A 13,068-nucleotide genomic window follows, 5' to 3' on the forward strand; every position below is an offset into this window, starting at 1 on the left:
TCGCTGATCTAGGGGCAGAAATAAGGTAACAATCCACAGTAGGATAGAGATTGCTAAAAATTGACTCTTGAGTAGAGTGGCAACAAGATGGCGAAAGCGGCGATTATTGGATTGGGAAGATCGGGAATAGCAGCGGCAAGATGCTTAAAACGGGATGGTTGGCAGGTGACATTAAGCGATCGCTCTGATTCTCCCAGTTTACAAGCAACCAAAACCAATCTGGAAAGAGAAGGAATTATGGTCAATCTTGGTCAAAATCTCAGTCTAGAGGCTTCAGACTTGCCTAATCTTATCGTGGTTAGCCCCGGCGTGCCTTGGGATGCCCCGATTTTAATTACTGCCAGAGAAAAAGGCATCGAGACGATCGGAGAATTAGAATTAGCTTGGCGTTATCTGCAATCTTCCCCTTGGTTGGGGATTACGGGAACTAACGGTAAAACCACCACCACCGCCCTCTGTGCCGCTATTTTTCAAAAAGCGGGGTTAAATGCCCCTTCCTGCGGTAATATCGGCTATGCTGCCTGTGAATTGGCTTTAAAAGCCGATAAATACGATTGGATTATTGCGGAGATTAGTAGTTATCAGATCGAGTCCAGTCGGGATTTAGCGCCGAAAATCGGCATCTGGACAACTTTTACCCCCGATCACCTCAGTCGTCATCAAACCCTAGAAAATTATTATCAGATTAAAGCCTCTTTACTGCAAAGAAGCGATCGCCAAATCCTCAACGGTGATGATCCCTATCTGCGTCAAATCGGTGTTAGTCAATGGCAACAAGCTTATTGGACTTCTGTGAAAGGCAAAGAGGCGCTTTTGGGCGATCCTAGTCGTGGTGTTTATCTGCAAGATAACTGGATCGTGGCTTTTGGGGAGTTAATTGCCCCGGTTAATCTCCTGAAAATGGTGGGTAGTCACAATCAGCAGAATTTGCTTATGGCTGTGGCCGCCGCTAGATTGGCAGGAATCGAGAAAAAAGCCATTACCGAAGCGATCGCCACTTTCCCCGGGGTTGCCCATCGCTTGGAGTACATTTGTACTCATAAAGGACTAGACTTTATTAATGATAGTAAAGCAACTAACTACGATGCCGCCGCCGTGGGTTTACAATCAGTCCCTAGTCCAGCGATTTTAATCGCGGGAGGAGAAGCGAAAGCAGGGGATGATCGGGCTTGGATCGCTGAAATTAAGGCAAAAGTCGCCACTGTGCTGCTGATTGGTGACGCTGCCGCCGATTTTGCCCGTCGTTTACAGTCAGCAGGTTATCAAGATTATGAATGTGTAGAGACGATGGACAGGGCAGTTCAACGTGCGGCTGAATTAGGACTGGCAAAAGAGGCTAAAGTGGTGTTATTATCCCCAGCTTGCGCTAGTTTTGACCAATACCAAAGTTTTGAACATCGCGGCGATCACTTTCGGCAATTGTCCTTACAGTTGTAGGGAGATGGGGGAATGGGGAAGTGGGGAAACTCAACTAAAACCCTAAAACCCCGTTGCGGACGGCTAAGACGTAATTTTTGTTGCCAAAGATACTATTTTTTGGCTAAGTTGGGTAAGATCAGGAGGAGTTAACCAAAAAAATTAAGAGAAAAAAACGTGCTGGGATCGTCCTTCCGTCGTGATCATCTTTTTAACAAGCCCCTAATTGTCTGTCTTTTGTCCTGTGTGGGTGTCTTGCTACCAATCCCAGTTTTAGCGACACCGGTGGCAGTGTTAAAAAGTCAGGAAAATGCCAATCAATGGACAGATATAACCAATCGTTTGCAAAATGTCGGGGTTAATTACTGTATTCTCCAGAGTAATCAGTGGCAAAGCGACGCGGATTTAAATAAAATTAAGGTTTTAATCATCCCCAACGTTGAGACTATTTCCGGTTTACAAGCTGATGTCTTGAGTCGTTGGCTGAATCGCGGTGGTAAAATTATTGTCACCGGTCCGGCGGGAAATCTTTCGGAACCTGCTGTGCGGAATCAACTGCGATCGCTATTCGGGGCTTACTGGGCCTATCCCCACCCTCAAGCTTACACCCTGCGGCCGACTAATTTAGGTGAACTGAAAAACCAAAAACCTTTAGCCAGCAGTCTCCTCGGTGGTGTGGTTATCCCCACGGGAATTAATAGCCAAACCGTTGCCGTCTGGGGGGCACGCAATAATCCCCCTGCCGTTGTCCTCAATAATAACTCGATCTTTCTCGGTTGGCGCTGGGGCAGCGATGCCGTGGCTAATCTCGCCCTCGATAGCGCTTGGCTAGAAACCGCTCTGCAACGCTACGGCATTAATCGCAGTTCTTCTCCTAGCACAATTGCGCCCTATTGTCAAGGGCAATCAACAATAGTTAATAATATTAATAATACCCCAACAGCGACTGCACCCCGTCGCCCTCTACCCCAGATTGCAGAAAATCCCCCCAGTGAAACAGCGAGATTAAGTCCGAATACCGAGGCAATTCCCCCCAGAGCGAGCCTAACTTCTCAACAAATTAGCCAGATGACGGCAGAATTGCAGGGATTAATCGGGCGTTATGGGGCGACTCTCTTAGCTTTAGAAGCCAGTAATAATAACACTTTAACTACCGATAAATCCCTAGCGCAAGCATTTCATAATCGGGCAAAAAATTCCCCCACCTCGGATGGGGCGAGACGATTCCGTTTAGCCCTAGAAAATGCCCAAGGAACCTTAAATAATTTTCAGAATTTAATCGCTCAGGGGGACTATACCCAAGCGCGGGAATATTGGTTACAAGCGCGGCGAAATCTTTGGGATAATTATCCCACTAATCGACAATTTGCCCAACCAGAAATACGAGCAATGTGGTTAGATCGAGGCACGATCGTACAAGCTAAAAACGAGGAGGATTTAGCTAAAGTATTCGATCGCATGGCGGCAGCGGGTATTAATGTGGTCTTTTTCGAGACAGTTAATGCTAGTTATACTATTTATCCCAGTCAAGTTGCCCCCGAACAAAACCCTTTAACTAGAGGTTGGGATCCCCTCAAAGTTGCCGTTAAATTAGCCCATGAACGCAATATGGAAATCCACGCCTGGGTGTGGGTTTTTGCGGCGGCTAATCAAGCTCATAATAAAGTATTAGAGCAACCATTAAATTATCTCGGTCCAGTTTTATCGCGTAATTCCGATTGGGGTGCAACTAATAAAAGTGGTGGTTCTTTTGATTACAGTCAAGGCACGAAAAAGGCCTTTTTTGATCCTGCTAATCCCGAAGTACAGAACTATCTTTTATCTCTTTACGAGGAAATTGTCAAGAATTACGATGTGGATGGCTTGCAGTTAGATTATATTCGTTATCCTTTCCAGAGTCAAGATTCTAATCAAACCTATGGTTATGGTAAATCCAGCCGTTGGTTATTTAAACAAATGACAGGAGTTGATCCCATTACTTTAAATCCCCGGGGTGCTTTATGGGAACAATGGACTAGCTTTAAAATCCGTCAGGTTGATACTTTTGTCTCCCAGGTTTCTACTCGTTTAAAACAGATTCGTCCCCAATTAAAAATGTCGGCGGCGGTGTTTCCCCTAGAACAAAAAGAACGGTTATATCGTATTCAGCAAAACTGGGAAGAATGGGGACAAAATCAATGGATAGATATAATATTTTTAATGACTTATGCTCTCGATACAGGGACTTTAGAAGATAAAACCCAGTCTTTATTTGATCGCCAAATTGCAGGAAATGCTCTGATTATACCCGGTATCCGTCTGTTAAAAGTACCCGATCAAGTCACCATCGATCAACTACAATTTATTCGCAATCTTCCCACTTCGGGATTCGCTCTTTTTGCCACAGAAAATCTCAATCCCAACCTGCAAACAATTCTTAATCGCATTCAGGGATCGATAATTACGAAAAAAGCTGAACCTTTACCCCACCGTCAACCCTTTAAAACGGCAGCAGCGCGGTTTAATTCTCTGCGTCAAGAGTGGAGTTTTTTAATAGTTAATAATTTATGGGCAATGGAGGAGCGAACCTTAAAAACTTGGGGGCAAGAAGTGGACGAAATGGCTAATCTATTAGAGCAATTAGCTAATAATCCCAGCCCTCGCAATTTGACTTTAACTCAAAATGCTCTAAAGCGATTTAGCTATCAATTTAAATCTGTGATGTCCAGACAAAAAGATTTATCTGCCTATCAAATACAAGTCTGGGAAAATCGCCTCGCAACCCTACAAAGTCTCCTAAGTTATGGTCAAAGGGTTGAGTTTTAAGTAGTCGTGCAGAATTAATTTCCCAGTAGAGATAGGCACTCTGGCAAGAGACAGCCATCAGTTGTTTTATCCCTACTCCCCTGCTCCCTAATCTGTTTCCCAACCCCCAAAACCCGATGAAAATAAAAGACAGCCAGAAGCCTTTGTTCAGCTTCTGACTGGCGGAATTTTAACGACGACGGGTTCTTTGTCGTCTTCGGGCTACTGCTTTACGCTTTCTCTTTTCTTGAGGGGTTTCAAAAAATTGATGCTTTTTGATATCCGCATAAATTCCCGCTTTCGCTACCTGTCGCTTAAAACGACGTAGGGCTGATTCGATCGCCTCGTTCTGACCAACTACCACTTGGGTCATTAACCTAATTCACCTCCTGTAACTGCTCTCTGCCTAAAAAATGCCAACTTCTCATTATAGCACAATCTAGCGTAAAAAGCGATCAAGGCCGCCTTTAATTAGGGCGAAGGCATCTTAAGAGATATCCTGCAAAAGTCTTATTCAGCCACCTGATGATAGCCTAAAGCAAGTTCATAATTGTCAATGCCAGCAAATGGCTCTCTTATTCTTTGTGTGATCAGTTTAACTTATATAGGAGAGAGCGATCTTTGTGTCCTTTGTGTCTTTGTGGTTTGTTCGACTCGCTCGCCAGGATAACTGCATCTTAGAATACATTTTACCCACCAAACCGAAGAGAGCCAGCAAATTTTTGGCTCCGCAAGAAGTTGAGATTTTATAGCTCTCAAAAGGGAGTGGGAATGATCAGATCAAGTTTATTTTCGGTCTGAGGATGACGAAAAGATAATTGTTTAGCGTGTAGGTACAAACGGTCGGACTGCTTACCATTATACAAGCGATCGCCTAAAATTCCTATCCCTAATCCCGCTTGACTATGAACACGAATTTGATGGGTTCTTCCCGTGTAGGGAATAAATTCGAGGCGAGAATAATTGCCTTCTTTACCGATAACTTTAAAATAGGTTTGACTAGGTTTTCCCCTTTGCCAGTCCACAGTTTGATAGGGTCGATTTTGCGGATTTCCCCAGAGAGGTAGGTCAATTATACCCGATTCTTGCTCAACAATTTCTGACAATATAGCTTCGTAGATTTTCTCCACTTCTCGCCGTTGAAATTGTTGGGATAAACAACGATAAATATCTAAACTTTTAGCTAGTAATAATAATCCCGAAGTTTCCCGGTCTAAACGATGAACTGGAATGACATTTTTTCCCTGACGACGAAACCGATTAACCACAGCATCTTGACTATCTTGATAACGTCCTGCTACCGATAATAATCCTGGGGGTTTATTAATAGCAATTATTCCCTCGTCTTCGTAGATAATTTCTAGAGATGAACGTAAACCAGAGAGTAAAAAACCCATGAGAGGTTGACATCTTTCTTGACAAGCACCATAAAATTCTCCCTGTTTTCTATCTCGATTCGATTCTCCCCACCAAAATTCGGCCATGGCGACAGGTTTTAATCCTTTCATAGCGGCATAATTTAATAATTTTGGGGCGCAACATTCCCCTGTTCCTGTCGGTAACAAATTACTGCCCATCAATTTAGCTAAGGAGAGAGATTGTCCAGAAAAATTATTTAAACAGTAGGATTGATACAGCAATTCCTGTAACTGTTTGGAGAGGTTTCTACGCTGTTGCTTAAGTTCAATAATTCTCTGATTGGCTAAGTTTATTTTCTCAATTAGTGGTTCTAAAACTTGTTTTTGTTCCTGTTTTAATTGCTTTCTTGCTCTTTTTTCCTGACGACTGATATTATTTAATTTTTCTAATTCTTCTGGGTTTAAATCTCCTAAATTTCTTAACCTATCTCGTTCCTGTTTATGGTTTTGATGTTGTTGCTGTAAAGCTTGTATTTTACGCTCAAAATTTGCTTGATTGAGTCGATATAAATTATGTTCGGGAATTGATTGTAGGGTAATAATTTCCTGTTTAATTGTTTCTAAAAGTTGCAAAACTCGCTTTTCTTCCAGCACAATTTTTTCTCTCCCCACTAGAGATGGAACCCAGCCAGCAGCTTCTCCCTGTCCAGAAAAAGCTTTTAAAATTTCTATTTCGCCAGCGGCATTTTCTCCTAACAAAATGCCATACATTTTGCCTTCAGGATTGGTGATAGTTGTCATCAAATCTCGGGCAATTTTTTCAGCCAAAAGAGTGCGGGGCAAGCGCAATAACTCGCCCGTTTCAGGACAAATTCCTTGATAATAATAAGTAACTTCCTTCACTCTTTAAGAACAGGAAAAGGGGCCAGAGATACCCCTAAGAAAAACAGTTGGCAAAGAAATCGATAGTTTCCTGTAAAGCGACAATAAAGCGATCGATTTCTTCGCGGGTATTATAAAAATATAGACTTGCCCGCGCGCTGCCGGAAGCATCAAAAAGGCGGTGTAGAGGTTGGGTACAGTGATGACCGGAACGAATAGCGATTCCTTCGTGGTCTAATAAAGTAGCTAAATCACTAGCATGAATCCCTTCCACATTAAAGGCGGCTAAACTAGCCCGACCCTGGCCCGTTAAACTAGGTGGCGGCCCGTAAATTCTTAAACCCTCAATTTCTCCTAATTTTTTGAACAAATAGGCGGTTAACTCTTCTTCGTAGGCATGAATATTATCCATCCCTAAACCCATTAAATATTCTACCGCAGCACCGAGGGCAATCGCTTCGCCAATAGCGGGGGTTCCCGCTTCAAATTTGTGGGGCAGTTCGGCACAGGTAAAATGGTCTAAATAGACTTCCGCAATCATTTCGCCACCACCAAAAAAGGGCGGCATTGCCTCTAAAATCGCCTCTTTGCCGTACAAAAATCCAATACCGGTGGGGGCGCACATTTTATGACCACTAGCCACCAACCAATCACAATCTATGGCCTGCACATCAATGGCTAAATGGGGGACACTTTGACAGGCATCAATTAATACTTTTGCCCCGACTTGATGGGCAAGGCTGACTATTTCGGCAACGGGATTAATACAGCCTAATGTATTAGAAACATGGAGGACAGCCACTAATTTAGTTTTCTCAGATAACAAGGATTTATATTGTTCTAAATCAAAGCTTTCGTCGCTGGTTAATGGCACATATTTAATCACCGCCCCCGTCTTTTGGCAGACAATTTGCCAGGGGATTAAATTACTGTGGTGTTCCATCACCGAGAGAATAATTTCATCCCCTGCTTTCAGGGTATTTAATGCCCAACTGTAGGCGACTAAATTAATCGCTTCCGTGGCGTTGCGAGTATAGACAATTTCCTGACGAGAAGCGGCATTAATAAACCTAGCCACCTTATCTCTGGCCCCTTCGTAGGCTTCCGTTGCCCGGACACTTAAAGTATGCGCCCCCCGATGCACATTAGCGTTATCTTTTTCGTAATAGTTTCGCAGGGTTTCTAATACTTGAATGGGTTTTTGGGAAGTGGCGGCACTATCGAGATAGATAAGAGGTTTATCGTGTACGGTTTGATGGAGGATAGGGAAATCGGCGCGGACTTTTTGGGCGAGGGTTTTTTCTTGGATAATTGTCATTTTAGTCAGGAGTCAGAGGGGTACTTTGGGCAGGTTGACACCCACCCCGGCAGAGTTATTCCACACTGCGACAGGCGACACATTGCCCCAATCTTTGGCGGAGGGATTCTAGAGGAATTTTAGCTAAAATCTCGGCCGAGAAAGCATCAATTAACAAACTGCGGGCAGTGTCGGCACTTAAGCCCCGGCTTTGCAGATAGAATAAATCATCGGCTTCCAGTTGGCTAACGGTTGCCCCGTGGGAACATTTGACGTTATCGGCGGTAATTTGTAATTCCGGTTTGGTGTTGACTCGTGCCTTGTTAGAAATTAACAAATTCCGATTTAACTGGGAGGCGTTGGTTAATTGGGCGGGTTTGGGAACAAACACTTTACCATTAAAGATGGCGTGAGCGCTACCATCAACGATACATTTATGCAGTTGGTTGGCGATGCCGTGGGGATGGTTGAGATAGATGGCGCTGTGGGTATCGGCGGTTTGTTGTCCGGTAATCATGGCTAATCCGTGCAGATTTGTCTCAGTTTGTTCCCCTTTTTGCAGGATATCGAGGTTATGACGGCAGAGTTTAGCTCCTAGATTTATCTCGTTGAGAGTGTAACGGCTATCGCGCTCTTGTTCAATTATCGTGCGTCCGATGTGAAAACCATCTCCCGATTCCCGTTGTACTCTGGTATGGATGACCTCGGCGTTGGCCTCGAGGTAAATTTCCGTGACAGCGTTGGTAAAATAAGAGTAATTTACAGGTAAATCGGAGCAATGTTCGGCTAAAGCTCCGTAATTCTCGATAATATTGACACTGGCTCCCGTTTCCGCCACGATGAGGCTATGGGGCTGATAAAAGCGGGGAATTTCCTCCACAACGGTGATAAATAGGAGATGTATCGGGGTTGTGACAACGGTGTTAGCGGTGACGTGAATTACTGCCCCATCGCTTAGTCCAGCTTGGTTGAGTGCGGTAAAAAATTCGGGGTTTTTTTCTTTCCCTAGATAGTTGACAAGAACATCTTTTTGTGCATTGGCGAGATTGCTGACGCTGACACCGGGGGGTAAAGCGGAGATATCGGACAATTCAGGCTGATAAATGCCGTTAACGAAGACTATACAGATGTTTTTGGCTTCGGGCAGTAAAAAAACAGCCAGAGCATTTTTATCGATTGTAACGGTTTGGGGAGCGCGAAAATCGATCGCCCAGAGTTGACTTAAATCGGTGAATTGCCATTCTTCGTCTTTTCTGCCAGGGATGGCTAATTCTTGAGCTTTACTGGCTCCCGATTCTCTTAATTCGAGAATTTTACCGTTATCGATAGTGGGAACCGTTTCTCGCGACAATTTTAACAATAATTCTCCTGATTGTTCAGGTTTCGTGATTATGGCTGTCATTGGTAGGAGGGGTTGGAGGGTTGGGGGTTGGGGTGTAGGGTGTGGGGTGTGGGGTGTGGGGTGTGGGGTGTGGGGAGAATAAATAAAAGCAATCTCCTGATAACTGATAACTGATAACTGATAGCTAGATTATTTAACGGCTAATAATTGTTCGTCGAGGAAATCGTAGCCGGTTCTTTCTAATTCGAGGGCTAATTCTTTACCGCCACTGGTGACAATGCGCCCATCGTACATAACATGAATAACATCGGGTTCAATGTAGTTGAGCAGACGCTGATAGTGAGTGATAAGTAAAAAAGCGTTATCGGGAGTAGCTAATTGATTGACTCCCTGGGCAACAATCCGCAAAGCATCGATGTCTAAACCGGAGTCAATTTCATCGAGAATTCCTAAAGTAGGTTCTAATAAGGCCATTTGGAGGATTTCATTACGTTTTTTCTCACCACCGGAGAAACCTTCGTTTAAACTTCTGCCAAGAAAGCTAGGATTCATCTGGACAACTTCTAGTTTTTTCTCGACTAATTCCTCAAAGTCAAAACTATCTAATTCTTCCGAACCTAAATATTTTTGTCGGGCATTATAGGCAACGCGAAGAAAATCAAGGTTACTAACGCCGGGGATTTCTAGGGGATATTGGAATGCGAGAAAGATACCCATAAGCGCTCGTTCATCGGGTTCTTTGTCTAAAAGGTTTTCACCTTTATAAATTATTTCTCCCCCAGTTACTTCATAATCGGGATGTCCGGCAATTACTTTGGAAAAGGTGCTTTTTCCTGAGCCATTGCGCCCCATAATTGCGTGGGTTTCCCCTGCTTTAATTTCGAGGTTAACTCCTTTAAGAATCTGATTTCCATCAATACTAGCGGTTAGATTTTTTACCGATAAAATTACTTCACTCATGTTTTTTTGTTGGCAACTGCAAATATTTCTAGAAACTAATTATATTTCAGCGAACACTGATAACTGATAACTGATAACTGATAACTGATAACTGTTATCCGACGGTTCCTTCGAGCTTGAGACTGAGGAGTTTATCAGCTTCGGCGGCGAATTCCATCGGTAATTTACTGAGGACATCCTTACAGAAACCACTGACTAACATAGAGACAGCATCTTCTTCGGAAATACCCCGTTGTGCGAAGTAGAATAATTGGTCTTCACCGATTTTAGAAGTAGAAGCTTCGTGTTCTACTTTAGCACTGTTGTTATCCACCTGAATATAGGGAAAAGTGTTAGCTTCGGCATTATCTCCAATCAGCATAGAATCACACTGGGAGTAATTTCTTGCTCCCTTGGCTTTCGGCCCCATTTTCACTAACCCGCGATAGCTATTTTGGGAGTTACCCGCAGAAATCCCCTTAGAAATAATCGTACTTTTGGTGTTGCGGCCAATGTGAATCATTTTCGTACCTGTATCGGCCTGTTGTTTGTTATTAGTTAGGGCAATTGAGTAGAATTCCCCGACGGAATTATCGCCGACTAAGACACAACTGGGATACTTCCAAGTAATTGCCGAACCAGTTTCCACCTGCGTCCAAGAAATCTTAGAATTAACTCCTTTACACAGACCCCGTTTAGTGACGAAATTGTAAATACCTCCCTTCCCATTGGCATCGCCAGCGTACCAATTTTGTACGGTCGAATATTTAATATCCGCATTATCGAGGGCGACTAATTCCACGACGGCGGCATGAAGTTGATTACTATCGTACATCGGAGCGGTGCAACCCTCTAAATAACTTACCGATGCCCCTTCTTCAGCGACAATTAAAGTTCTTTCAAATTGTCCTGTCTCACCGTTATTAATCCGAAAATAGGTGGACAATTCCATCGGACAGACGACACCTTTGGGGATAAAAACAAAGGAACCATCGCTAAAAACGGCAGAATTAAGAGCGGCAAAATAATTATCACCCACGGGAACCACACTGCCGAGATATTTCTGCACTAAGTCGGGATGTTCCTGTAAAGCTTCCGAGATAGAACAGAAAATAACCCCTTGTTCTGCTAGTTTTTCTTTAAAAGTTGTGGCGATAGAAACGCTATCAAAGATAGCATCGACGGCGACGTTAGAAAGGCGTTTTTGTTCCGAAAGAGGAATGCCTAATTTTTCAAAGGTTTCGATTAAAGTGGGGTCAACTTCTTCAAGACTGTTGAGTTTTGCTTTTTTCTGTTTGGGTGCAGAGTAGTAGATAATATTTTGATAATCAATGGCAGGATAGGAAACGTGCGGCCAACTGGGTTCGGTCATCTTTTGCCATTGATGGTAGGCCCGGAGACGAAAATCGAGCATGAATTCCGGTTCCTTCTTTTTCGCCGAAATTAGGCGAATAATCTCCTCATTCAAACCGCGAGGGATGGTTTCCGATTCGATATCGGTGATGAAACCGTACTTGTAGGGTTGGTTAACGAGGTTTTTAACGGTGGTTGCACTCATGGGGGTTAGTGTTCTCTCTACGCGGTAGGCAGGGGAGGCAGTTAAACAACTTTCCTGTTGTTTAAATTGATTATATAATAGATTAACAACAAAGCTGTTGTCAAAGTCACGGAAAATTTGAGAGGATGCTGATAAACCTCTGTTATTCAAGTTACTCTGTAGGGGTAATTGGCCGCTCCTTGACCCTCAGCAATTGTACGCTAAAGCCTCTGTTTTTGGTATCATGACCACGACTCAACCCGCCTCGACGAAAGACGATATTCTACAATATTTGCTCAAAAACGGTCAATCTACCGCCCAAGACTTGGCCGAGGAGTTAAGCATTAGTCCGCAAGCGACGCGCCGCCATCTTAAGGATTTGGAGGGGGAAGGACTGATCGAATATTTTGCGGTACAAAATAAGATAGGACGGCCCCAGCACATTTATCGTCTCAGTCGTCAAGGTCGTGGCCGTTTTCCCCATAATTACGATAATTTCGCTGTTTCTTTCCTCAATACTCTCGTGGAGACGGTGGGAGAGCAACAGGTGGGGGAAATTCTCAAAAAACAGTGGCAACGCAAAGCGGCAGAATATCAATTGCGCCTCGGCAAGGGTTCTTTAGGGGAAAGAATGAGAAAATTGCTGGAAATTCGCCAAGAGGAGGGTTATATGGCAGAATTAGTGGCACTGGAAGCAGAAAATAGTTATATCCTGGCCGAGCATCATTGCGCTATTGCTGAGGTCGCCGGTTCCTATCCCAGTATCTGTGGCCATGAATTAGAAATGTTTGCCATGCTGCTTCCCGATTGTACGATCGAACGGACTCACTGGATCAATCAAGGTGAGCAACGATGTGGTTATCTAATTAAGTGCAAGAGATGACAGAAAAAGATTAGAGATTTTCATCGGGATTTATGCCCAATTCCCGCAGTTTAGCCGCTAATTTTGCGGATTTCTGCCTTTCCTGTTCAACTTGGTTTTCTGCCTGTTGTGCCGCTTCTGCGGGAGTGGGTACTAATTCCCCTTCGGGGGTAAAATAGCGCAATTTATTGGCAGATAAACCCAAATATAAGCCTAATTGTTGACTCCAGAGCCGTCCCTGAGCATTGGGGGTAATCGGTTGATATTGACCGCTAATTAGAGTAAATCCTTCAAATTCTCGGCTTTCTGGGTCAAACCAAAAATAATCGGGAGTGCGAAATATATCCTGATAAATTTGTTTTTTCTCCTCTCGGTCAACTTTGGCGGTACTATCGGAGAGAATTTCGATAATTAAATTGGGATATTTGCCCTCTTCTCGCCAAATTACCCAACTTCTGCGGTTGGGATTGGGATTTGTCCCCAAAACCACGAAAAAATCGGGACCACGGCAGAATTCTGACTTTTTCTGGTTGGGACTGTAATAAATGGTTAAATTGCCGGCGGCAAAATAATCTTCTCGCTCGCGCCACCACCATTCTAAACACTGAATTAATAAAATAATTTGTTGTAGATGTAGGTTACTTTCCAAGG

10 protein-coding genes are annotated in these 13,068 nt (G+C 43.7%); 3 read left to right on the forward strand and 7 right to left on the reverse strand.

Going from position 1 to position 13,068, the window contains the following annotated elements; translation table 11 throughout:
• The first annotated feature begins 87 nt into the window (after positions 1-87).
• Together murD and O9323_RS05595 are read left to right on the forward strand one after the other, a co-directional pair.
• Positions 88-1,437 carry a UDP-N-acetylmuramoyl-L-alanine--D-glutamate ligase gene (gene murD / locus O9323_RS05590; RefSeq protein WP_002756109.1) on the forward strand — a complete coding sequence of 450 codons (1,350 nt, stop codon included), beginning with the start codon at positions 88-90 and terminating at the stop codon, positions 1,435-1,437.
• Positions 1,438-1,593: 156 nt separating this feature from the next.
• Entirely contained in the window at positions 1,594-4,221 is a 2,628-nt protein-coding gene (locus O9323_RS05595) for a glycoside hydrolase family 10-like protein (protein ID WP_288124803.1), read from the forward strand.
• Between the two features lie 169 nt (positions 4,222-4,390).
• Here the strand turns inward: O9323_RS05595 and rpsU are convergent, their stop codons facing one another.
• From rpsU to sufB, 6 genes are all read right to left on the reverse strand, one after another.
• A complete protein-coding gene (gene rpsU, locus O9323_RS05600) occupies positions 4,391-4,573 on the reverse strand; it encodes a 30S ribosomal protein S21 (RefSeq protein WP_002738938.1) in 183 nt (60 codons plus the stop codon).
• A gap of 382 nt (positions 4,574-4,955) precedes the next feature.
• Positions 4,956-6,461, reverse strand: a complete 1,506-nt coding sequence (locus tag O9323_RS05605) for an RluA family pseudouridine synthase (protein WP_002756113.1) — start codon at positions 6,459-6,461, stop codon at positions 4,956-4,958.
• Between the two features lie 34 nt (positions 6,462-6,495).
• Positions 6,496-7,758, reverse strand: coding sequence for a SufS family cysteine desulfurase (locus tag O9323_RS05610; RefSeq protein ID WP_288124805.1), 1,263 nt, complete (start codon positions 7,756-7,758; stop codon positions 6,496-6,498).
• 55 nt (positions 7,759-7,813) lie between these two features.
• A complete protein-coding gene (gene sufD, locus O9323_RS05615; RefSeq protein WP_288124806.1) occupies positions 7,814-9,139 on the reverse strand; it encodes a Fe-S cluster assembly protein SufD in 1,326 nt (441 codons plus the stop codon).
• Between the two features lie 129 nt (positions 9,140-9,268).
• Positions 9,269-10,039, reverse strand: a complete 771-nt coding sequence (sufC, locus tag O9323_RS05620) for a Fe-S cluster assembly ATPase SufC (protein WP_002756123.1) — start codon at positions 10,037-10,039, stop codon at positions 9,269-9,271.
• A gap of 94 nt (positions 10,040-10,133) precedes the next feature.
• Positions 10,134-11,576: a Fe-S cluster assembly protein SufB gene (gene sufB / locus O9323_RS05625; protein WP_002747747.1), complete on the reverse strand. Its 1,443-nt coding sequence runs from the start codon at positions 11,574-11,576 to the stop codon at positions 10,134-10,136.
• 223 nt (positions 11,577-11,799) lie between these two features.
• On the opposite strand from sufB, the gene sufR reads away from it, so the two are divergent.
• The gene (gene sufR / locus O9323_RS05630; RefSeq protein ID WP_002756126.1) at positions 11,800-12,438 is read left to right on the forward strand and encodes an iron-sulfur cluster biosynthesis transcriptional regulator SufR; all 639 of its coding nucleotides are present in this window, start codon (positions 11,800-11,802) and stop codon (positions 12,436-12,438) included.
• Between the two features lie 10 nt (positions 12,439-12,448).
• Here sufR and O9323_RS05635 read toward each other — a convergent pair.
• The coding region (locus O9323_RS05635) for a Uma2 family endonuclease (protein ID WP_288124807.1) at positions 12,449-13,068 on the reverse strand (620 nt) is incomplete at its 5' end.

The organism is Microcystis sp. LE19-131.1A, from assembly GCF_027532015.1.
Taxonomy (GTDB): domain Bacteria; phylum Cyanobacteriota; class Cyanobacteriia; order Cyanobacteriales; family Microcystaceae; genus Microcystis; species Microcystis ichthyoblabe_A.